The 20,807-nt window shown below is 42.3% G+C and carries 23 protein-coding genes; 10 read left to right on the top strand and 13 right to left on the bottom strand.

Annotated features, from left to right (window positions below):
* Positions 1 to 10 precede the first annotated feature (10 nt).
* The 3 genes from AMR95_RS15820 to AMR95_RS15810 form a co-directional block, all read right to left on the bottom strand.
* A complete protein-coding gene (locus AMR95_RS15820; protein ID WP_058838825.1) occupies positions 11 to 286 on the bottom strand; it encodes a hypothetical protein in 276 nt (91 codons plus the stop codon).
* A gap of 62 nt (positions 287 to 348) precedes the next feature.
* A complete protein-coding gene (locus AMR95_RS15815; RefSeq protein WP_058838824.1) occupies positions 349 to 906 on the bottom strand; it encodes a GNAT family N-acetyltransferase in 558 nt (185 codons plus the stop codon).
* A 14-nt stretch (positions 907 to 920) separates the two neighbouring features.
* Complete coding sequence (locus tag AMR95_RS15810; protein ID WP_058838823.1) at positions 921 to 1,787, bottom strand: AraC family transcriptional regulator; 867 nt, start codon at positions 1,785 to 1,787, stop codon at positions 921 to 923.
* A 113-nt stretch (positions 1,788 to 1,900) separates the two neighbouring features.
* Between AMR95_RS15810 and AMR95_RS15805 the strand changes: the two genes are divergently transcribed.
* Positions 1,901 to 3,277 (top strand): MATE family efflux transporter, encoded by a 1,377-nt coding sequence (locus AMR95_RS15805; RefSeq protein WP_039177690.1) that lies wholly within the window; start codon positions 1,901 to 1,903, stop codon positions 3,275 to 3,277.
* A 228-nt stretch (positions 3,278 to 3,505) separates the two neighbouring features.
* Here the strand turns inward: AMR95_RS15805 and AMR95_RS15800 are convergent, their stop codons facing one another.
* The 4 genes from AMR95_RS15800 to asnB all read right to left on the bottom strand — a co-directional run bounded on the left by AMR95_RS15800 (position 3,506) and on the right by asnB (position 9,316).
* Entirely contained in the window at positions 3,506 to 4,345 is an 840-nt protein-coding gene (locus AMR95_RS15800) for a phytoene/squalene synthase family protein (protein ID WP_058838822.1), read from the bottom strand.
* Positions 4,338 to 5,813, bottom strand: a complete 1,476-nt coding sequence (locus AMR95_RS15795) for a phytoene desaturase family protein (RefSeq protein ID WP_058838821.1) — start codon at positions 5,811 to 5,813, stop codon at positions 4,338 to 4,340. The genes AMR95_RS15800 and AMR95_RS15795 overlap by 8 nt, the downstream gene beginning before the upstream one ends.
* On the bottom strand, positions 5,810 to 7,327 hold the full coding sequence (locus AMR95_RS15790; protein ID WP_039177682.1) for a phytoene desaturase family protein: 1,518 nt from the start codon (positions 7,325 to 7,327) through the stop codon (positions 5,810 to 5,812). Before AMR95_RS15790 ends, AMR95_RS15795 begins: the two co-directional genes overlap by 4 nt.
* Positions 7,328 to 7,474: 147 nt before the next feature.
* On the bottom strand, positions 7,475 to 9,316 hold the full coding sequence (gene asnB, locus AMR95_RS15785) for an asparagine synthase (glutamine-hydrolyzing) (protein WP_058838820.1): 1,842 nt from the start codon (positions 9,314 to 9,316) through the stop codon (positions 7,475 to 7,477).
* A 154-nt stretch (positions 9,317 to 9,470) separates the two neighbouring features.
* On the opposite strand from asnB, the gene AMR95_RS15780 reads away from it, so the two are divergent.
* Positions 9,471 to 9,998 (top strand): DUF2777 family protein, encoded by a 528-nt coding sequence (locus AMR95_RS15780; RefSeq protein ID WP_058838819.1) that lies wholly within the window; start codon positions 9,471 to 9,473, stop codon positions 9,996 to 9,998.
* Positions 9,999 to 10,036: 38 nt separating this feature from the next.
* On the opposite strand, the gene AMR95_RS15775 is transcribed toward AMR95_RS15780, so the two are convergent.
* From AMR95_RS15775 to cotG, 3 genes are all read right to left on the bottom strand, one after another.
* Positions 10,037 to 10,405: a YisL family protein gene (locus tag AMR95_RS15775; RefSeq protein ID WP_034282135.1), complete on the bottom strand. Its 369-nt coding sequence runs from the start codon at positions 10,403 to 10,405 to the stop codon at positions 10,037 to 10,039.
* 92 nt (positions 10,406 to 10,497) lie between these two features.
* Positions 10,498 to 11,403: a fumarylacetoacetate hydrolase family protein gene (locus tag AMR95_RS15770; RefSeq protein ID WP_039177674.1), complete on the bottom strand. Its 906-nt coding sequence runs from the start codon at positions 11,401 to 11,403 to the stop codon at positions 10,498 to 10,500.
* Between the two features lie 126 nt (positions 11,404 to 11,529).
* On the bottom strand, positions 11,530 to 12,177 hold the full coding sequence (gene cotG, locus AMR95_RS19615) for a spore coat protein CotG (RefSeq protein ID WP_082672261.1): 648 nt from the start codon (positions 12,175 to 12,177) through the stop codon (positions 11,530 to 11,532).
* A gap of 205 nt (positions 12,178 to 12,382) precedes the next feature.
* On the opposite strand from cotG, the gene AMR95_RS15765 reads away from it, so the two are divergent.
* The 8 genes from AMR95_RS15765 (at position 12,383) to AMR95_RS15730 (ending at position 15,848) form a co-directional block, all read left to right on the top strand.
* Positions 12,383 to 13,477 (top strand): CotH kinase family protein, encoded by a 1,095-nt coding sequence (locus tag AMR95_RS15765; protein WP_058838818.1) that lies wholly within the window; start codon positions 12,383 to 12,385, stop codon positions 13,475 to 13,477.
* 122 nt (positions 13,478 to 13,599) lie between these two features.
* A complete protein-coding gene (locus AMR95_RS15760) occupies positions 13,600 to 13,761 on the top strand; it encodes an aspartyl-phosphate phosphatase Spo0E family protein (protein ID WP_039177669.1) in 162 nt (53 codons plus the stop codon).
* 127 nt (positions 13,762 to 13,888) lie between these two features.
* On the top strand, positions 13,889 to 14,110 hold the full coding sequence (locus tag AMR95_RS15755; protein WP_024425506.1) for a spore germination protein: 222 nt from the start codon (positions 13,889 to 13,891) through the stop codon (positions 14,108 to 14,110).
* 14 nt (positions 14,111 to 14,124) lie between these two features.
* Entirely contained in the window at positions 14,125 to 14,358 is a 234-nt protein-coding gene (locus AMR95_RS15750; RefSeq protein WP_003210877.1) for a spore germination protein GerPB, read from the top strand.
* A 30-nt stretch (positions 14,359 to 14,388) separates the two neighbouring features.
* Complete coding sequence (locus tag AMR95_RS15745) at positions 14,389 to 15,003, top strand: spore germination protein GerPC (RefSeq protein ID WP_058838817.1); 615 nt, start codon at positions 14,389 to 14,391, stop codon at positions 15,001 to 15,003.
* Entirely contained in the window at positions 15,000 to 15,176 is a 177-nt protein-coding gene (locus AMR95_RS15740) for a germination protein GerPD (RefSeq protein WP_003210893.1), read from the top strand. Before AMR95_RS15745 ends, AMR95_RS15740 begins: the two co-directional genes overlap by 4 nt.
* A complete protein-coding gene (locus AMR95_RS15735; protein ID WP_024425504.1) occupies positions 15,176 to 15,607 on the top strand; it encodes a spore germination protein GerPE in 432 nt (143 codons plus the stop codon). The genes AMR95_RS15740 and AMR95_RS15735 overlap by 1 nt, the downstream gene beginning before the upstream one ends.
* Before the next feature lie 22 nt (positions 15,608 to 15,629).
* Complete coding sequence (locus AMR95_RS15730) at positions 15,630 to 15,848, top strand: spore germination protein (protein ID WP_003211468.1); 219 nt, start codon at positions 15,630 to 15,632, stop codon at positions 15,846 to 15,848.
* A 47-nt stretch (positions 15,849 to 15,895) separates the two neighbouring features.
* Here AMR95_RS15730 and AMR95_RS15725 read toward each other — a convergent pair whose 3' ends face one another.
* Genes AMR95_RS15725 through sbcD form a run of 3 tightly spaced genes read right to left on the bottom strand, consistent with a single transcriptional unit; the run spans position 15,896 to position 20,782 of the window.
* The gene (locus AMR95_RS15725) at positions 15,896 to 16,195 is read right to left on the bottom strand and encodes a hypothetical protein (protein ID WP_058838816.1); all 300 of its coding nucleotides are present in this window, start codon (positions 16,193 to 16,195) and stop codon (positions 15,896 to 15,898) included.
* Between the two features lie 19 nt (positions 16,196 to 16,214).
* The gene (locus AMR95_RS15720) at positions 16,215 to 19,610 is read right to left on the bottom strand and encodes an AAA family ATPase (protein WP_058838815.1); all 3,396 of its coding nucleotides are present in this window, start codon (positions 19,608 to 19,610) and stop codon (positions 16,215 to 16,217) included.
* Entirely contained in the window at positions 19,607 to 20,782 is a 1,176-nt protein-coding gene (sbcD, locus tag AMR95_RS15715) for an exonuclease subunit SbcD (protein WP_058838814.1), read from the bottom strand. Before sbcD ends, AMR95_RS15720 begins: the two co-directional genes overlap by 4 nt.
* Positions 20,783 to 20,807 lie beyond the last annotated feature (25 nt).

The following is a 20,807-nucleotide window of genomic DNA, read 5'->3' as shown; positions in this document are numbered from 1 at the left end:
TACGCGCTCTCTATGATGCGTTTGAGTATCCGATGATCAGCAACAGGAAGTAAAAGACATAGGCTAGTATAGCAATAGAATAGATGATGATGGACACGATCAGAACTGTCCAGCCCAATCCTTTTCTTCCTGTTTTGATGAGGTATATCCCAAATGCAAAGAGCCCGAATAAAAGACCTAAAATAGACCATAACCATTTATTTTTCCCATGTTTTGGTGCATCTATCAATAGATAGATTGCGACTAAAATAGAAACAAACCATCCAGTGATCCAGCCCACATTCATCTGCCACCCTTCTTCTTCAGTTCATTCCATTATACGATGCTTTTTTCCTAAAAAATAATGATTCAGAGGATATTGCGCGGGAGGCTTCGCCATTCTTCTCTCAGCATTCCGTAGCGCATCGAATCATAATACTCTCCTTGATAATAACGGACCTTTCTCAGTCTCCCCTCAAGGACAAATCCGCATTTCTCTGCGCACCGCATCATCCGTTCATTCCCTGACCAAGTGGTTAGACCAATTCGAGGGATATCAATATGCGTAAATAATACATCAATCCATAGATTTAATGCCTTTGTCCCAATGCCCCCGCTCCAAAAGCGTGAGTCATAAATGACAATGCCGCATTCAAGCCACCGTGTACGTTCATTCTCCCAATAATATGATACGGTACCTTTGATATCACCGTCTATTTCAATGCCATATAGCTTTTGGGGAATGGATTCATCCTGTAAGTAACGTTTCTTAAATGCAGAAAGCGGGATTTCGTGTTCATAAAAATAAGGGGCATTCCATTTTCGATAGGACTGGTCTGGTGCTTTAAATTTTAAATGCCACACTGCCTCTAAATCCGTTTCGGTTAATGGACGTATGTTTACAAGCTCTTCCTTTTCTCTTTTCATCTGTTCACGTTCCTTTACTTTGTCGTTCTTTTTGCTAGATGACGGTACTCAATCGGCGTCATGCCTTCATTTTGCCGAAACAGCTTAGAAAAATAAGTAGGGTCGTCAATGCCTACATGCTCTGCAATGGATGCGATTTTTTCATTTGTTGAGGCGAGCATGCTTTTAGCTTTTTCGATCTTGAGACGATGGCTGTACTGGTTTGGCGTCAATCCGTACACCGTCTGCATACACCTTGTCATGTAGTCAGGATGATAGTGCAGTTTCTCTGCAAGCTGCTCCATATGCAATTTCTCCATAAAGTGATGCTCAAGATAGTGAACCACTTCTGATGCGACAGTCTCCTTTGCACTTGGAATATGAAATGCTTCCTTTTGCAGGTGAATGAGCAGTTCCTCAAATAGAAGCTGTTTTTTCAGCGGAAGTTCAGATGCATCATGATTTAATGCGCTCATCGCTGAAAGGTGTTTTTCTAACACACTTCGTCCCTTCACTTTTCCTAAACGAGGCAGGCTAAATTCATATGTTGCCGGCTTTTCGAAGGTGGCTTGGTTTTGTTTCATATCAATCCAGTGTTCTCTTGGCCGGTTCGTCAGCTCAAATCGGTCAATTGAGAAATGCAGCCACTCATAGTAGGTATCCTCTTCACATGGCAGATGTCCGCCATGAGACAGGCCCGGTGAGAGAATCATATATTCACCTTCTTTTACGTGAAAAGCCTCCTCTTCCTCTGTCATCCATAGTTCACCTTTTGTGACATAGAGAAGATCAAATACAGTGAAGGTTCTTGAGATATGTCTTTCTCCTTGATGAAATATCCCTTTACCTGAAGCTATATAAATAGGAAACGGCGGTACAGTAAATGTAATAAATCGATTCATATTCATCCCCTTATGAAGTCGTATTTCTCCAATAAGTTTCGGTTTCATCTCTTCTTATTATAGTCGATGCAAGGTACACTATAAATCGGATTTATACGAAAGGGGGCTATGTGATGAAATCTCAAACCCTGTCATATGAAAAGGTTCAAGCCAAAGATGAGAAAACGCACCCTTCATTATTTGCATTAACTTGGCCTATTTTTATCGAAATCTCTTTATATATGCTCATGGGAAGCGCTGATACACTTATGCTCAGCCAATACTCTGATAACAGTGTGGCCGCAGTAGGTGTAAGCAACCAGCTCCTGAATTTATTAATTGTCATGTTCAGCTTCATTACAACAGGAACGACCATTGTGATTGCGCAGCTTCTAGGAGCTGACCGCAAGCAGGAAGCGACTCAAGTCGCCTATGTCTCACTAGGGACCAACTTCTTGATCAGCTTTGTCATTAGTCTCCTCATGTTTATGTTAGCTGTTCCAATTCTGCACATGATGGGCTTATCAAGTGAACTCATGCCGGATGCGGCGGTCTTTTTACAAATTGTCGGGCTGCTTTCTTTTATTCAAGCACTTATTATGACGTATAGTGCTATTTTAAAAAGCTACGGATATACAAGAGACACGATGTATGTCACCATCGGAATGAATTTGCTAAACGTTGCCGGCAATTATTTGGTCATTTTTGGTCCGTTTGGCTTTCCGGTATTAGGTGTCATGGGTGTTGCCTTTTCAACCTCGCTTGCTCGATTGATCGGATTGATGGCGATGATTCTCATTGTCCGCCGCCGAATTGGACTGCGCTTTTCGCTGAAGAGCATGTTTCACATCCAGCGTACGCATTTAAAAAGGCTGCTGAAAATTGGCATTCCTTCTGCTGGAGAGCAGCTTTCTTATAACGGCTCTCAAATGATCATTACATTGTTTATTACATTTATGGGGACGCAGGCTTTAGCAGCAAAGGTCTACACTCAAAATTTGATGATGTTTATTATGTTATTTGGTGCAGCCATTAGCCAAGGCACACAGATTTTAATTGGGCGCCATATTGGAGCGAAAGAATTCGATGCGGCCTACCGCAGATGTATGAAAAGCTTATACTGGGCCATTGCGATCTCTCTTCTTTCTTCCACTGCTTTATCTTTATCATCGACGCATTTGCTTACGTTTTTCACTAGCAATCATGAAATCATTCAAATCGCCGCCACACTTCTCCTATTGACGATCATTTTAGAGCCGGGACGCTCTTTTAATATGGTCATTATTAATTCATTGCGGGCTGCTGGTGACGCGAAGTTTCCAGTGTATATGGCGATGATTTCAATGTGGGGAATTGGGCTTCCGATCGCTTACTTGTTAGGCATTCAGCTTGAAATGGGGCTCATCGGGGTTTGGATTTCTTTTATCGTGGATGAATGGGTCAGAGGCATCTTTATGTATAGGCGCTGGCGTTCCAGAGTATGGACGGAGTATCGTTTTTCTTCCACATAAAAAGGACTGCGGGGTGCAGTCCTTTTTAGATTGTTGACAAAGGGCTAAAATAGTTTTTATTTTAGCCCTTTGTCTTCTTTTCAGCGTGATTGAAAACCTTTGCAGTCCTAGGAAGGGCGAGTACCGGAGCGGAGCGAATTTGACATTCGTGAGCACCGGAGCGCAGACCTGACACCGAATGCGAGGGTTTGTCTACACGCTGAAAGGACTGCGGGGTGCAGTCCTTTTTTACGTAATATCTTCTAAAATAAGTGCTTTTTCCTGTTTTGAAATAAATGCTCGCTCTGTAAAGACGCGGTATTCGTTTTCTCTTGTTTTATCTAAGATGGCTTTATAAAAGTGGGCTGCTGCTTTCACCGATATACGTGAATATAGCGGGAATTCATGAAGATGGTCAAAAAACTCCTCGTAGTATGCCTCTGCCTCAAAAGCAATGTATTCCCAGACGTGCTGAAAAGCTTGATTGACAATCCCTTCCTTCAATTCTTGCTCTGTGTACCCGAATTGATCCATCACTTGCTTTGGCAAATAAATGCGGTCTCTTTCAGCCTGATCTTCGCCGATATCTCGAAGAATGTTGGTTAGCTGCATAGCGATCCCTAACGAAATGGCTGCTTCTTTTAGCTGCTCTTTTTTACGCGGTGCAATAATGGGAAGGAGCATGAGTCCAACGGTACTAGCAACATGATAGGAATAGATGAGCAGTTCATCTAACGTTTCGTATCGCTGCTGCTCTAAATCCATCTCCTGTCCTTGGAGCAGGTCACGAAACGGGGCTTCATCCATCCGAAACTCTTGAAATGTATGCTCTAGCGCCACCCATATCGGATCATTCCGGTCTACCTCACCTTGTAAAAATCGATCAAACGTCTCCCGAAAGGATGCAAGGTCCTCTTGTGGCGAAGGCGACTCATCTACAATATCATCTGCTCTCCGGCAAAAGGAATACACGGCCCAGACGGCCTGTCTTTTCTTTTTAGGCAGCATGGAAAAGGCCCGGTAAAACGTTTTTGAATGGGTTTGAATGGTTTCCTCACACGCTTTTAATGCTGTTTGTACATCAACCACTTAACTTCACTTCCTTTCTATCATTCAAATCTTTTAGTAGTACAGAAGCCATGAGCTTCGCACTTTGCATCACGATCGGCACCCCGCCGCCCGGATGGATGGAAGCACCTGCCGCATAAAGATTATCTGTCTCACTGACCTTCACTTGCGGGCGGAAGACACCTGATTGGAACAAATTAGGCGCAAGTCCAAAGCTGCCGCCTTCAAACAATCCTTCTCGCAAGGAATCATTTGGTGTCCTGACCTTTTTCCAGACAATCGACTCTCGTAATCCCGGAAAACCTCTTTTTTCAAGGACACCCACCATGTTCTCGACAAAATCTGTCTCCTCTTCCCAGTTGATATGATCTCCTGAAGGAACGGGAACGAGCATGTATAGAACACTGCAACCATCTGGGGCAAGAGATGGATCAATGATCGATGGATTAAATATATAAAATGACGGGTCTTGAGGAATCGTTTTCGTTTGAAAAACCTCTTTCATATGCTGATCAAAGTGTTCTCCCATAAAAAATTGATGAACAGGTGCTTCCTGATACATCTTGTTTAAACCAAGATACACCATCATACAGCCAGAGGACGGCACGTATTTTCGGCGATCTTGTTCGTCTAAACCAAACTGTTTTAACGCAGCTGGATAATCTCCATTAATCACAAATGCATCAGCGGCTACATGTTCATCATTCACTTTTGCTTTGACTGCCCGTTTTCCCTCAAACTCAAATTGCGTGACTTCTTCATTTTTTCTTACATGCACACCCATTTTGATAAGCTGCCCTTCCAATATATCTACTAAACTTGCATAACCGCCTTTTAAATAGTAAATTCCATGTGCGTGCTCACTATATGAAACAAGCGAATAAATAGCCGATGCTTCATACGGGTTTCCCCCAACATAGAGGGTTTGAAGTGCGTATGCATCTCGCAGGCGTTCGTCTGAGAAATATTTTTTCAGAGCGCTTTGTACCGTTCGATACGCCTTTAATTTCATTAAAATCTTCATATTGGCTTTTGTAAAAAATGTACGTTTTTCGTGAAATGATTTTTCTAGAAAAGCTTTCTGCCCTTCTTGAAACCGGTCCGTCATTTCTTCCATAAACCTCTGGAACCCTTGATCTTCTTTTGGAAATACACGTCTGATTTCATCTAGCTGACGACGTGCATCAGAGTATTTCGTATAGGAGGTTCCATCTTGATATTGAATTGTGTACAGCGGATCAAGCTGCAACAGATCAAGAGATGATTCGTCAATTCCTACCTCATGTAAAATGCCTTTTAACATGTCAGGAAGTAGGACAATGGTCGGACCTTCATCTACTTTATATCCTTTCTCACGTACAAAAGCAAGTCTCCCGCCAAGCCGTTCATTTTTTTCGACAAGGGTGACATCATGTCCCGCTTTTTTCAAATAAAGCGCTGAGATCATTCCGCCAATACCGCCACCTGCAATCAATATATGTTGTTTCATGAGGCGCTCCCCTTTTCTTGATGCCGCATTGTTTTATGTGAATGTTTCTCTTTTGAAAGAATGGCATTTGTCGTGATACGCGCTGATTCTAAAATGGTTGGCAGTCCGCTTCCTGGATGTGTTCCTCCTCCAACGAGCCAGCAGTGCTTTAATTCATCAAATTCATTGTGCGGCCTTAGAACCATCATCTGCGTCAGCTGGTGGCCAAGATTAAATGTAGCTCCTTCATATACGTAAAGGTCTTCCTCCCATTGCTTCGGTGTGATCATCCGCTCAACTTCTATATGCTGCCTGACATTCTGAAAGCCGGTTTTCCGCTCCAATGTATCCAGCACAAGCTCTCTAAATTCATCTTGATGCGCTTCCCAGTCAATACCGCTTTGGTTATTGGCAACTGGAGCCAGCACATAAAGAGCTGATTTTCCTTTTGGAGCAAGTGAGTCATCGGTTACACTTGCATTTTGAATATAAATAGACGGATCATCTGGCAGCTCATATGTTTTCGTAATGCCTTTGACGAATCTAGCATAATCATCGGAAAAAACAATGGTATGATGCGGTTCATCATACATGGTATCCAATCCTAAATAGAGCATAAAGGTAGAGCATGAGAATTTTTTCTTTTTTAGTTTTTTCTGACTGTATTTCTTTAAAAGACCTGGCTCGACAAGCCTTGTCATCACATGTGCAAAGTCTCCATTGACGACAACCTCATCTGCTTGTATTTCTTCCCCAGATTCTAAACGAATGCCTTTTACTTTCCTTCCCTCCGTGAGCAGCTTTTCGACGCCAGCTGACAGATGAATCTCTGCTCCAGCTTCAACCGCCGCCTTTGCCATCGCTTCTGACAGTTGATTGACACCGCCCTTCGGATGGAATACACCTGTATCATGCTCCATAAACGAAAGGATGGAGAACGCACCAGGGCATTCCCACGGCGACATTCCTAAGTACTTCGATTGAAATGTAAAGGCATATTTCACTGATTCATTCGAGAAATAGTCTGACAGTACATCATACAAACTTTTATTTAGCGAAAGCTGTGGAAGTGCTTTGATCACCTTCGGACGAAGGTAATGATGAAAGCGGTCCATTTTACTTTGTAAAATTGGTGTGAGCCGATCCATTTTGCGCTTTGTATCCTTCATAAATCTTAGATATCCTTCGCCCTCACCAGGCGCAAAGGCTTCTAATCGTTTGTACATTTCATCGCGATCCCTGATCATATCCAGCTGATTGTCTTGAAAAATTAATCTATACATCTCTTTTAATTCAATCACATCGATATAATCATAAAGATTTTTACCAGCAAAGGTGAACAGCTCCTCTGCAATATGAATCATGCTGAGAAAGGTAGGACCTGTATCAAACGTGAAATCACCAAGCTGAAACTTAGCATTACGTCCGCCGACAAAGGACTGTTTTTCGTATACATGAACTTCATGTCCTTTGCTTTGAAGCATCATAGCTGCCGCAAGTCCCCCTGGTCCCGCTCCGATCACAATGATTTTCATTATCCTTTTTCCTCCAAATTAATTCACTTTAAGTTAATTATACAAATTAAAAAGACTAGATCAACTTTTGATGTGCTCAAAAAGTCTCATGTTATGTATCAAAAAAGCCGGCTTCCTTTCAACAAGTGCAAGAAAGCCGACCCTTTATTACGCTTCTATATCAATTCGATACGTTTCAAACCAATGATGAATCTGTGCTAGATGGGCAATCAACTGCGGGCCCTTCATGAGCTGGCCATACCAAGGCACATGAAAGGAAGCTCCTTCCGTTTCAATCAGCTGCTTTAATTGATGTGGATCTAAAAATTCGTGAAGGACAGAATCTTTTTGTGCGAGACAGTTTGTTAGCATCTCTTTCACAGCCTGAGTATAGGCTGGATGATGTGTTTTCGGGTAAGGACTCTTCTTTCGATAAAGCACTTCATTCGGTAAAATTCCCTCTAATGCTTTTCGCAAAACCCCTTTTTCACGATTTCCATGCATTTTCATTTCCCAAGGAATATTCCACACATATTCGACAAGGCGATGATCTGCAAATGGCACACGTACCTCAAGACTAGCCCCCATACTCATTCGATCTTTTCGATCAAGCAGTGTTGTCATAAACCAGATCATATTTAAGTAAAAAAGTTCTCTCCGGGCTTTATCGACTCCAGTTTCTCCATCTAAAAGAGGCGTTTCTGCCACCGTTTCTTCATATTTGCTTTGTGCGTATTCCTTAAGTGACAGCTTTTTTTGCCAAGAGTCTTGCAGGAGCTGCGTTCTTGCTTCTGTCGATCTCATCCAAGGGAAACTATTTGTTTCATTTGCCATGTGAAACCAAGGATAGCCGCCAAAAATCTCATCAGCACACTCACCTGATAAACCAACAACGAAATCCTTTTTAATTTCTCGGCAGAATATAAGTAAAGAAGAATCGATATCTGCCATCCCAGGTAAATCTCGAACCTCAACCGCTTCCTTCAAATAAGCAGCCAGCTCTTTTTGACCGATGATACAGTTGTGATGATTTGTTTGAAACGCTTTGGTCATTTGATCAATCCATGGGCCATCAGCATTCGGCTGGAATTGACTTGCTTCAAAGAATTGATCATTTTCTTCGTAATCAATGGAATACGTATGAAGCGGTGCTTTCCCTATTTTCTCAAAGTGCTTAGCGGCAATGGCAGTAATGGCACTAGAATCGACGCCGCCAGATAAAAATGTACATACAGGCACATCAGAGACAAGCTGTCTTGTCACAGCATCTGTAAAGAGATGCTTAATGTGCTGTGCGGTGTCATCAAGTGAGTCAGTATGCTCCTTGCTTTTGACATTCCAGTATCTCCACACGCGCAGGCCGTCTTTTGAAAAGGTCAAGGCATGTGCAGGTCTCAGCTCTTTTACCCCTTTAAACATTCCTTGGCCTGGTGTTCTTGACGGCCCTAAGCCAAAGATCTCCGACAGCCCTTCATGATCGACTTTTGCTTTGATATCAGGGTGAGCAAGAAGTGCTTTAATCTCTGAACCAAATAAAAAGGAATGATGACGTTCTGTATAGAAAAATGGCTTGACGCCTAGCCGGTCTCTCCCTGCAAATAACAATTCACGCTCACTATCCCAGATCACAAATGCAAAAATGCCATTAAAATGGGAGACACACTCTTCCTTCCATTCTGTATAGGCATGAAGAAGAACTTCTGTATCAGAATGCCCAAGAAAGCGGTGCCCCCTTTTTAACAATTCTTTTCTTATATCCTCCGTGTTATAGAGCTCTCCATTGTATACAATCGTATAAGCATGGTTTTGATGTGTATATGTCATCGGCTGCTTTCCGCCTTCTACATCTACCACCGCTAACCTTTTATGCCCGAAAAGAACATGCTCACTTTTCCACGTATTTGTATCATCTGGCCCTCTTTTAGATAATGTATCTGTCATTTGATTGATTACATGATCCTGTTGGATGAGCTGCTTTTTAAAGTCTGCCCAGCCTGTAATTCCACACATCATCATCAGCTCCCATCCGTTTTTCCTCAAGTGTTCTCATTCAGCCTTTCTTAGTTTATGCATCGTCTCCTTGATAGTTGATTTGTCCTTTTTTCCCGGTGTATAGGACAGGCTTGATTTGGTAAGAAAAGAAAGAGGAAAGGAGCTTTTGCAAATGGAGAATCGAATGAAGCAGCTTGAACGCTGCAGCAGAAGATGGTGTAACGGGTATTTACTCATTGAAAACGGGCATTGTTTGATTGAAGATGAAGAAGGAGAGATCATGCTGCCAGAAAGTCTTCAAAGCACAATGATCTGTTTGAAGGAAAATGACCGATGGACAAAAGGAGAATTGCTTGGTTCCATGGTTCTTCATGAAAACGGGCAGCTAATAGAAGTACAAGGAGGAGAAAAAATTCAATATACGGCGTCCCTTGCCAAAGGCTTGCTCGATCTTCTCATGTTCGTACCGGAGAACGTCTTTGATCACATCCTTGAGCAGGTAGAGCAGCTTGGTTTTTCCGTCTATGATTGTGTCTTCTCTTCCTTTCATTCATTGCAGCGCGTCTCTTTCTTTCAGTTTTCGGCAGATACGCAATCACTTGCACTTCAATGTCACCATGACCCTGCCTCCAGTCACATTCGTTTTGAATGGACCACTTCAGATGGACAACGGATCGTTTCACAATTTGATGCCACATAAAAAGGACACTGCTTCGTATAAGCAATGTCCTTTTTATATTAAAAGATATGGAAACCGATCGGCAGACGTAAACCGAGAAGAATGGTCACAATCGCAAATACGATAAAACCAATCAACACACCAGTCACCGATTTTCCTTTTTTCTTGCGCACTAGGACCATTTCCATGAAACCGATCACTAGGATACCGAGAATCATTTTTCCGATATACTCGCCCCCGAAACCTGGAATTTTCATTCCTGTGCGAACATACAGCTCTACGCCTGTTGCGATAATGATCAAGTAGAATAAGCGAACGATCATGTGCACAATTTTAGCGCCTTTGTCGTTTTTACCTGCTAGAGCAAAGGCTACGAAGAATAAAATAATCCCCAGCACCCATGCTGTGATATGTAAATGTGTTCCCATTTGTGATTTCCCCCTTTATCAGAACAAGTACCTTCTCATCGTACCACGAAATAAGTCGAACACAAAGCGACAATCCTGTGTCATCACGTGCTTTATTTGACGTGATTTGTCAGCGTCCCAATCGGTTCAATCGTGATGTCAATTCGATCTCCAGAAGCTAAAAACTTAGGCGGTTCAAAGCCCTTCCCTACCCCAGAAGGTGTACCTGTTGCAATGATGTCACCTGCTTCTAGCGTCATCCCTTTTGAAAGAGTGGAGACGATGTTCTCAATTGTGAAGATCATTAATTCCGTACTGGCAGACTGACGAACCTCTCCGTTTACCTTTGTTTCCACATGGAGCGCACCATGATCCTCGATCATTGATTTATGAACGATATAAGGTCCTATCGGGCAGGTTGTATCTAAACTTTTGCCAATGAAAAATTGTTTGTGTTTTTTCTGCAAATCTCTTGCCGTCACATCATTTAAAATGGTGTAACCGAATATATAATCTCGGACCTCTTCAGGAGCAATGTTTTTCCCTGATTTGCCCATCACGATAGCAAGCTCTCCTTCATAATCCAATTCACTTGTCACATCTTCATGAAGAAGAATCTCATCTTCGTGTCCAATGACAGAAGTAGGTGCCTTTGTAAAAATCATCACGTCTTTAGGAATATCCGCCGCACTTCCCATTTCCATAACATGATCTTGATAATTCTTTCCGACACACATGATGTTTTTAGACGGCTTTGGAATCGGGGCATGGAGTTTCACGTCCGAAAGCGGATATACATAAGAGCCGCGGTCTTCTTCTTTTTTCTCAGCCCAATCAAGAAGCTGCCCCACATGTTCTACAAACTTGTCCCCCATTTTGATGCACTCAGATAAAGAGTTTGGCAGTGTCTCAAGCTCAAATAATTTGGCTTCTGCCTTTTTGACGTCCATCACCCATTCATCATCAATGACTACCCCAATAAACATGCTGCTATGTATCTCACCTGTAAAAAACTTCATGTCTTCCCCTCACAATCTTCATTTCGCTAAGTTATGATGTCTCATTTTATTTCTCTATGAAATAAAAAAAACCCTTTTTTATCATACTCTCTTTTAAAAAGGGTTTCAAAAATGATGATTGAATGCCTAGCGGAAACGGCGATATTCCCACATATTTCCTTGATCCCATTTACGCTCAACATTTCCTGTTCTTTGAGAACGATGCTTCTTCTTTCCACATCTATGGCAAGATCGGCTGCGTTTATGGTGATGAGAACGTTTAGATCGATGGCTACGGCGTGACTTGCGGCTCTTCTTATGATGGGATCTGTGCTTGCTGCGATGTGACTTGCGGCAGCTTTTCTTATGATGCGATCTGTGCTTACTGCGATGTGACTTGCGGCAGCTCTTCTTATGATGCGATCTGTGCTTGCTGCGGTGTGACTTGCGGCAGCTTTTCTTATGATGCGATCTGTGTTTGCTGCGACATGACTTTTTCGGTTCGCTCTTTTTGCTTCTGCAAGATTTTTTGCTTTTATATGACTTTTTACTCTTCATGCTTTTCTTAGAGCGATAACTTTTCTTTGAACGATAGCTTCTGTAGCTTTTTTTACTGCGGCGTGATTTACGGCGTCCACCACCGCCAAAGAACCAATGACCGCGATTTGAATGACGAGAACGAGCTGACTTATGCGAACGTTTCGATTCTGGTTCACGATCTAAGTGATGATCACGTCCCTCACTTCGAAGTGAAGCCACTGCATGTTCAATGTGCGAATGATCAAATGTACTCACGAACAATTCCCCTCCAGTCTATGCTTCGACAAAACAAACAGACAAAGCTGTTTATCTTCTCTGCTTTATGTTACGAGACTCGGTAGACAAGTGTTCGTGACGAATGCCTCTTTCCTTTAAAACTCCATGAATACCTACCAGCCGGTACAGGACATTCCTTCACTTTCATATTGTAAAGAAGAGCATATAGGAGGCTGATGAACGTATGAACACGGAACCTTTAAAACAACTTGATATGTGGATTCATCCAAAGGACCTGATTGAACTAAAAAAAGACATTTGGAACGATGAACCTGTTGAAGCTATTCTGAAAACAGGCCAAACCAAATCACATATTTATGCTTCATACCGCGGTTCACACATTAGAAAGCTTAAGAAAAAATCCTATCAAATTGAATACCGAAAGCCAAAACAAAGACAAGGCGAATCCATCTTTCATTTAAATGCAGAGTACAATGACCCTTCGTTTATCCGAAACAGACTATCTTTTTATTTCTTTGAGCAGATGGGGGTGCTTAGTCCAGCCGCTTCTCATGTGTTTCTCACCATAAACGGAAGAAAAGAAGGCATTTATTTGAAAATAGAATCCGTCGATGAGTTCTTTCTTCAAAAACGACAGTTTTCAGGAGGCGGCATTTATTATGCGGTTGATGACGACGCGAATTTCTCCCTTTTGAGTTCTTTTGATAAAAAGCCAAAAAAGCACCTTCTTCTCGGATACGAGAAAAAAACGGGGACGTCTCAACATGATCAGCAGCTGAGTGAATTTATTTACTTTCTCAACACAGCAAGAGATGACACTTTTGCAGAAAAAATTGAACAATACCTAGATGTGACACAATATTTCCGCTGGCTCATCGGTGTGGTATGCACACAAAACTTTGATGGTTTTGTTCATAACTACGCTCTTTATGTGAATGAACAAGGACGGTTTCAAGTACTTCCTTGGGATTATGATGCAACATGGGGTCGTGACATTCATGGTGAAGAAATGGCGTTTGATTACATCCCATTAAACGGCTTTAATACATTAACTGCTAGATTACTAGATATCCCTTCGTTTAAAGAGGCCTATTACACACTTTTCCAGCATGTACTCGATACACATTTTGTAGAAGACCGGCTCTGTCCAATCATAGAGAAATGGCATGAATCGATTGTGGACCGAATTGGAGATGATCCATATACGAAAGATCGAAAAGACATCCTACCATCTGAACGAGACTTAATCCGGCAGTATATCAACAAAAGACGACGTTATTTACAGGCTGAGATCAGAAAAGAGAAATTTGGTACGTAAGAACACTTTCGAATTTTGTCACTTTATTACTCATATTGACGAAACAGCTTTTTTTATAGAAAAATAGGGTATACTAACCATATCCTTCTATTTGATAAAAAATGTGAGAGTTGGCGTCCGTTATGATCAATTATGAAATTGAACAAAAAAGATTACATTTAATTGAGACTGCAAAAAAATTCGGGATGAATGCCGAAGAAACCATCAGATGCAGTCAAGAGCTTGACATGCTCTTAAATAAAGGCATCAAATCCACCTCTAAAGATTGCTCAAAAAAAGGGTAAGCCATACATCTAATTCCTCTCATGAAAAGCTTTCAAAAAGACAATCACACATTAAAAGACCCATCATAAGCTATGGTGAAACGCCCAAAAACAAAGTGCCCTAATTTTATAAAGGATGTGCACCGCTATGCCGGCTATTGTGGGAGCCTTTAAAGTAAATGCCGTCGGAACGAGCGGAGTCGTTCATGTTGGAGACTGTATCACCATTTCTCCAAATAGTCAGGTTAAAACGTTTGCTGGCGCAGGCAGTTTTAATACAGGTGATCAATTGCAAATTAGCAACTACAAAAGTGTGACAAATACGTACGACAGTGATGTCATAGATCAACCGCTTGTTGGTAACTTGTAAGGAGTGAGGATCCGTTGAACTTCTATATTAATCAAGCGATACAAATTAATTATTTACGTGTGGAGTCTGTAAGTAACTCCTCTGTTCTGCAAATCGGGAGTGCTGGATCCATCAAAGCCCTTTCCAACCTGTATAACACGGGAAGCTACGTAGAAGCAGCGCCTGCCGCAGCAGGTACACAAGGAATTGAAGAATCTCAAGGCGCAAGCACAGCACCTTTTGTACCGCTTCAGTCACCAACAACTTAAGTCATCTGCAATCCCCGGAGGTGTAGGTAAATGTATGATTATCAGAGCAACGCTTCACAAGTATATGGCATCATTCAAAAACAATCGCAACAAATCATGATGCTTGAAAAAAGGCTTAACGAGCTTCAGCAGGAAATGCAAATGATCAAAGATAAACCGACAACGAATATTGAACGGATTGATTATCAATTTGATCAACTGAAAATCGAACGGCTGGAAGGGACGCTGAATATCGGCCTCAACCCATCTGATCCAAACAGTGTTCAAAACTTTGAAGTGGGCCAAACAACAACCCCGGGAATTGGAATGATGCAACAAGAAATGGCTGATCAATTTTTCAATCAAACACGGCAGCTTGTCGATGCATTTCTAAATGAAGAAGCTCCAGAACTTCTTGAAGAACTAGAGCAGCGATATGAAGGGTCCCTCGATGAAAGCAACAAACACCATATCATTGAGGACATTCGCAAGCAAATTGACAGCAGGATCAAATACTATGCGGGACAGTTATCACACCGGGAAGATATGACACCGTTGCAGCGTTCAGAGCAAATTGCTGAATATGTGAAGCATGATGTAAAGCGGGCGATTGAGCACTTTTTAGCCCATATTCCAAGTGAAACGAAAGGAGAGGAAAACGGATGAATTTCACAGTTGTCAACCGCAACATTGAGACCGGAAGCATTAAAGTAGTCGGGGTATCGTCTTCTTCCTTATTTATCATCGGGGACACAGATCATGTACAATTATCCTCAATTTTCGATACACCGCCAGAATCTCTGATTATTGGCCCGTTTGTTCCTCTAGCACCTCGATAATGATCAAGCGCACATCTCAAGTGAAGTTCTCAAAGGTGAATTCTGTCGGGATTTCGAGTGTGGTTCAAATCGGTGATACTCAGGAGCTATGCCCGAAAGTCAAGGTGTTAGCTGTTCAACGAACCATTAGTTTGTTTTATGGCTATGAAGCAGAAAATTTAGATGCGAAAGAATTTGAAGTGTATTATGAGCCTATTCCATTGATGCTGCCAGAACGATCAGTGAGAACAGCCTTTTACCATGAAAAGCCTGTGATTAAAGTGTCTTCCATCCATGTAGAAGGGGTATCATCGTCCTCTGTCTATCAAATCGGCTCTACTTGTCGAATGAATGGCGTCGCGCGAGTGAAGCATATTAGGGAGCTGTTTAGCAATGATGAAAGTCCGCAAAACTCACAAATGGACCTACCTGCGCATATGATGGTGATATGACTTCGAATAAAGGATGTCGATTATGCCAGCAATTGTCGGACCCATTTACATTAACTCTATTTCTGGAGGCGTCGTAAACGTCGGTGACTCATTCTACCTGTCGCCTAAAAGTTCGTCAAAATCTGCTTTAGGCTCTGGAGCGGGGAATACCGGAGATTTCTTGATATTAAATAATGGCATTAGCGCCACCAACTATGTGGATCCTGACTTAAATGATCAGAATATGGTAGGTAATGCATGAAGCAGCTCCTCTACACCTATTTCAAATAGAGGAGCGCTTTTTTATGCTTATTTCTTTCTGCGCTGTCTAGATTTTTTTGTTTTAACTAGCTTGCTTGCCGGCTGTTTCCGAATCCATTTGATGTACGAAGCAAGCTTTTCATCCTGCCTCAGTGCATCAATTGTGTTCAAACATGCGGCAAGCTCCTGGTTTGTAAAAAGGGCATGTACTTGTTTATGACAAGGGATGCACAAGAAGGCAGTCGGTAAAAAAGCACCACCCTCTTCTCTTGGCGTTAAGTGATGTTCTGTGAGCAGGACATCTTGTCTTCCGCACAGCTCACATAATCCAATTGTTTGCTTTGCCACCGTGTCATCACCTCAATATTTACATTAATTCCATTGAGACTGTTGTCCCTTTCCCACTTGGATCTGCTGGATGGACAATCAGTTTCTTCGGCAGCCGCATTTTCAATTCTTCCACATGGCTGATGACACCAACAGCTAAGTTTTGGGATTGTAATTTCTCTAATGCGGTAATGACCGTATCAAGCAAGTCTTGATCAAGGGTACCAAAACCTTCATCAAGGAAAAAGAATTGCAGCGGAAACTCACCTCTCAGCTGAATCTGCGCTGAAAGAGCTAGTGCAAGCGCAAGCGACGTCAGGAAGGTCTCCCCGCCGGACAAGCTGGACACTGGACGTCTGACACCGCCATTCGCATCATCACGCATGACAAAGCCGCCTTCTGAATCCACTTCAATCGCATACCTTTGTCTGGTCAAAATACCAAGACGGGCAGATGCATCACGACTGACACTTTCCAGCTGTTCTTCTGCTAAGAACTCAACAAATGTATTTCCTTTAAACACGGTTTGCAGCTTATCGAGCCGATCAATTTCTTGCTGCAGCTCCGCTAAGCGTTCATGAATACTTGCAAATCGCTGGTGATTTTCTTCCATCACACGCAGATGTTCATAAGCAGAGCCGCTCATCACTGTTGCTTCTTCCAATGCCTTTTCTGCCGCTTCTTTCCTCAGTTGAATATCAGTCCACTGCTCTTCATCTAGTGACTCATCTTTCAGCAGTTCAGAAATTCGCTTTAAGTTTGCGGCACATTGCTTTCTTTTATCCTCAAATTCATCAATTTCTTGTTTAACTGATTGACGTACTGCCTGATTCAGGAAAGCAGATGCAATCTCTTGAGGCTTATCAAAAGGAGAAGACTCCGATTCTTTATCCCATGCTGCTCTTGCTTCTTGTTTTCTTCGTTCAGCCTCTTGAAGCTGACGTTCACTGCTTGAAAAATGGCTTTGTGCCTGACTAAAGAGCTCCTGCGCATGCTGTAATTGCTTGTACGATTGCTGTTCCATTTCATTCAGACGAACAAGCGTGTGTTCAACCTCGATCAGTTCTTCAGAAATGGAGACAGCTTTTAATGGATATCGCCCTAAATCTGTTTCATATTGATGAATGAGCTTTTCCTGACTTTCCAGCTGATGCGCTAGTTTATCAAGTTCCTTCTCCACATCGTATATGGCTGTTTGCAGCTGTTCTTTTGCCTGCTGTTTTTCTTCCAAAAATGAAATACTTTTCTCAATCCGCTCTTTATAGCCTTCCGCTTGCTGGTCCTTTTCATCTATTTGCTTTTGCATCTCTTGTACTTGATGCAAAGTAAAGTGCGGGAAGGCCTGTTCAAATTGAGATGTTTGCTCTGAAAGCTCAGATTGAAGCTCCTTGATCAGCCCGTCTAATTCTTCGATACGCTGCTGTTCAAATGTCATTTGATCTTTTATCTTGTTTATCTCTGCTGCTTGATCATGTGTTTCATCCATTAAACGAGCTCGTTTACGATCAACTTCTTGAATATCTTGTTTCAAGCCTTTCCATTCTTGCATGAGATACTGCAAGGACTCCGGATTTTGCACTGCTTCTACTGCTGCTGCCACTTCCGCACCTGGAGCTTTCTGAGATAAAAAGGCAAATTGTTTTACTAATTGATTAGCGTGCGTTTCCAATAGCTGCTTGGCGGCATACATGTCTCTTGTGTATTCCTCTGCCTGCTTAAGCTCTGTGTCCATCCGTTGAATCACTTCATCGATTTGTGCCACTGTTTCTTCATGGTCATTGTTTTCCAATGCCTTTGGGTCATGATGAACCGATCCACAAACAGGACATGGCTCACCATCTACAAGCTCTGCCGCTAATTCTTTTCTTAATTCCGCCGCCCTAACAGCATCACGCTGTTTTAATTTTTCGAGCTTCTGACTTTGTTCTCTTTTACTCCATTCTGTAAAAGCCCGTTCGAATTCACATACATAGAAATAGAGCTGTTCAATCGCTTGAAACGATTGGTCTATTTTTTCATGATGGTCTTTTTGCTGTTTTTGAAGCTTTTCAAATGCTGCTACGGTCTGTGATGATCGCTTTTTGAGCTCCTCCATCTTTTGTTCTTCCTTGTGTATGCTTTGATGTATTCTTTGAACATTTTCGCTTAAACGCAAAGCATCCTGTACACTTTTCCGTTCTTTTACAGAGACTTGTAATGACTCCAGCTCACGCTTCAGCTGTGTTTGTTTTGCCAGTGCACGTTCTAACAATGATTGGAGATTGTCTGCTTCTTCTTTTTTTTGTAATAATTGCTGCGCTGTATTATTTTTTCTCTGTTCGATTGCCGTCTTTTCCTGAAGAGCCGCCTCTTTTTTTCGTTCAATTTCCTTTAGCTGAATCAGCTGCTCTTTCTTTTGGAGAAGTTCCGGCTCAGTTTCTATTTTCTTTTGTCTGGCTTGCTCATAGTTCTGCGTCATTTGATCATAGATCGATCGTTGATGCAGAAGCTGATTTTCTGCTTCCTGCTTCTCTTTTAATGCTTGAGAAAGCTGATTTTCAGCCTTTGTTAATGCATCCGCATAGGGCTTTAATGCCTCTGCCTGCTCAGCAATATGAAGCTTGGCCTTTTTTTCTTCCATTGATGGTGCCAGTTGATTCAGATGGTTTAGTTCCGTCTCATAAGCTTCTTGTTCTTTTTGATACTGCCAAATTGTTTGCGCCTTTGTAAAAGCAGTGAACGCCTCATCCCGCGCTTGTTTTTTCTCATGAAAAATAGCCTTTGCCTGCTCTGCCGCTTCCTTTGCCTTTGCGAGCGCCTCTGGACCAGCTTCACCTAAACCATTCAGCTCAGCAAGCAGTTCATTTTTTTGTCCATACTGATTCTGCGCCTTTGCACGCAAACGTTTGACGAGCTGATCCCCATACTTTTCCAGGTTAAACAAACGCTGAAGCATTTGTCGTCTATCGGCTCCTTTTAAGGAAAGAAATTCTGCAAACTTCCCTTGGGGCAAGACAACCGCACGCGTAAAATCATCGATGGTTAACCCGAGTAATTCCTCTATTTTACGATTGACCTCACTCGCTTTATCTGCAAGGACTGTCTGCGAATCACCAATTTCAATCAGACGGCATAGTGTCGTTCTGACTTTCATTTCATCCGCCCGCTTAAAAGCACGTTCGACTTTATAAGAAATATGGTGTTCCTTCTGCAAAGCGAACGTAAAGGAAACTGACAGTTTCTCTTCCGCTTGGTTCAAAATACCATGTGTATTATTTAACGCACGTTCCACTTTGCCATAGAGTGCCAGGGTCATTGCGTCTAATATGGACGATTTTCCGCTTCCTGTCGGTCCAAAAATGCCAAACACACCTGCATCACATAATGAGCTAAAGTCAATTGTTTGTTCTTCTCTGAAGCTATGAAGTCCTTTAATGGTTAGCGTAATCGGCTTCAAGTCGCTTCCTCCTCTTGCATTTCATTGGCGAGCTCTAAAAACAGCTTAATTGTTTTTTCATCAGGAAGTCCGCCGCCTGTCTGGCGCTCATAAAATTTCACGAACCGCTCTTCGATCGAGAGCTTTTCGATTTGCTTTTGTTCTTCCAATTGCTGCAGTTCTTTAAATTTTGGTCTAATATGGACAAACCCGCTATGCTGCTTTCGGAGCTGATGGATCTCTTCTATAGAGAGCTGATCTGTTAAATGAATCTCTAAATCAATCCATGCCTGAAGATCCCGTTTTTCATCCAGCCACTCGTGTACTTGACTCAGTCCCTCAGTCGCCTTCCATTTCACAAGTGGTTTTCCGCTTGATAACAACACTTCTTTCCAGCTTGCTTTTTCATTAGGTTTTGCTTCAACAATCGTGACTGATTTGGCATATCCTGATTCAGAAAAGCTGTAAGCAAGAGGTGACCCGGAATAGCGGGCGATCGTTTTGGCACGCTTGATGGTTTGCGGCCTGTGCAAATGACCAAGGGCCACATAGCAGGCTGCTTCTGGCAGACTTTCAGCCGCAACGGTATATGCACCGCCTACTTCAATCGGTCTTTCTGAATCTGTTTGACTTCCTCCTGCCACATAAATATGGCTCGTTGCGATATTGACCGTATCGGCTTGAAATTGAGTGCTTAAATGTTGGAATGCTTGCTGTATTTTTAAATTGTAATGATCACGAAGCACTTTTTCCTCAAATGTTTCAGCCAGTACCTCGTTTAGTCTCGCTTCAGACGGATAAGCGAGTGCTGCAATGGATAAACGTTCACTCGAAGAAGGAACATCGACGCGGATGATATCATTTGTCGGATATCCAATTAAATGAATCCCCTGATCATTTGTTAAAGGAGATGCGGCGGATAGTCGATCCGGATTATCATGGTTGCCTGAGATGACCACGACCTGACGTTTTCCTTTATCAGATAAGGCGGATAGACTTTCATAAAAAAGCTGCTCTGCTCTAGCAGGCGGATTCACTGTATCAAAGGCGTCTCCAGCCATGACAATGACATCAATGTGTTCGTCTTTTACGATTTGATACAGCTCATCTAAAAACTGTGCTTGCTCATCAAGCCGGCTTCGGCCTTCAAGGGTTTTTCCTAAATGCCAATCCGCCGTATGCAGAATCCTCATTTGATTCACCTCTCATTCCGAAACA

The sequence above is a fragment of the Bacillus sp. G1(2015b) genome, assembly GCF_001482475.1.
GTDB lineage: Bacteria > Bacillota > Bacilli > Bacillales > Bacillaceae > Bacillus > Bacillus safensis.
This window is presented reverse-complemented; position numbering and strand designations above follow the sequence as displayed.

Excerpts from the sequence above, each read along its gene's own strand:
- AMR95_RS15760 (WP_039177669.1), top strand. The coding sequence starts at position 13,600 with ATGATCAATTATGAAATTGAACAAAAAAGATTACATTTAATTGAGACT.
- AMR95_RS15735 (WP_024425504.1), top strand. The coding sequence starts at position 15,176 with ATGATCAAGCGCACATCTCAAGTGAAGTTCTCAAAGGTGAATTCTGTC.
- AMR95_RS15805 (WP_039177690.1), top strand. The coding sequence starts at position 1,901 with ATGAAATCTCAAACCCTGTCATATGAAAAGGTTCAAGCCAAAGATGAG.
- AMR95_RS15780 (WP_058838819.1), top strand. The coding sequence starts at position 9,471 with ATGGAGAATCGAATGAAGCAGCTTGAACGCTGCAGCAGAAGATGGTGT.
- AMR95_RS15790 (WP_039177682.1), bottom strand. The coding sequence starts at position 7,327 with ATGAAAATCATTGTGATCGGAGCGGGACCAGGGGGACTTGCGGCAGCT.
- AMR95_RS15730 (WP_003211468.1), top strand. The coding sequence starts at position 15,630 with ATGCCAGCAATTGTCGGACCCATTTACATTAACTCTATTTCTGGAGGC.
- AMR95_RS15820 (WP_058838825.1), bottom strand. The coding sequence starts at position 286 with ATGAATGTGGGCTGGATCACTGGATGGTTTGTTTCTATTTTAGTCGCA.
- AMR95_RS15795 (WP_058838821.1), bottom strand. The coding sequence starts at position 5,813 with ATGAAACAACATATATTGATTGCAGGTGGCGGTATTGGCGGAATGATC.
- AMR95_RS15770 (WP_039177674.1), bottom strand. The coding sequence starts at position 11,403 with ATGAAGTTTTTTACAGGTGAGATACATAGCAGCATGTTTATTGGGGTA.
- AMR95_RS15740 (WP_003210893.1), top strand. The coding sequence starts at position 15,000 with ATGAATTTCACAGTTGTCAACCGCAACATTGAGACCGGAAGCATTAAA.
- AMR95_RS15810 (WP_058838823.1), bottom strand. The coding sequence starts at position 1,787 with ATGAATCGATTTATTACATTTACTGTACCGCCGTTTCCTATTTATATA.
- sbcD (WP_058838814.1), bottom strand. The coding sequence starts at position 20,782 with ATGAGGATTCTGCATACGGCGGATTGGCATTTAGGAAAAACCCTTGAA.
- AMR95_RS15775 (WP_034282135.1), bottom strand. The coding sequence starts at position 10,405 with ATGGGAACACATTTACATATCACAGCATGGGTGCTGGGGATTATTTTA.
- asnB (WP_058838820.1), bottom strand. The coding sequence starts at position 9,316 with ATGTGTGGAATTACAGGCTGGGCAGACTTTAAAAAGCAGCTCATCCAA.
- AMR95_RS15815 (WP_058838824.1), bottom strand. The coding sequence starts at position 906 with ATGAAAAGAGAAAAGGAAGAGCTTGTAAACATACGTCCATTAACCGAA.
- AMR95_RS15745 (WP_058838817.1), top strand. The coding sequence starts at position 14,389 with ATGTATGATTATCAGAGCAACGCTTCACAAGTATATGGCATCATTCAA.
- AMR95_RS15765 (WP_058838818.1), top strand. The coding sequence starts at position 12,383 with ATGAACACGGAACCTTTAAAACAACTTGATATGTGGATTCATCCAAAG.
- AMR95_RS15755 (WP_024425506.1), top strand. The coding sequence starts at position 13,889 with ATGCCGGCTATTGTGGGAGCCTTTAAAGTAAATGCCGTCGGAACGAGC.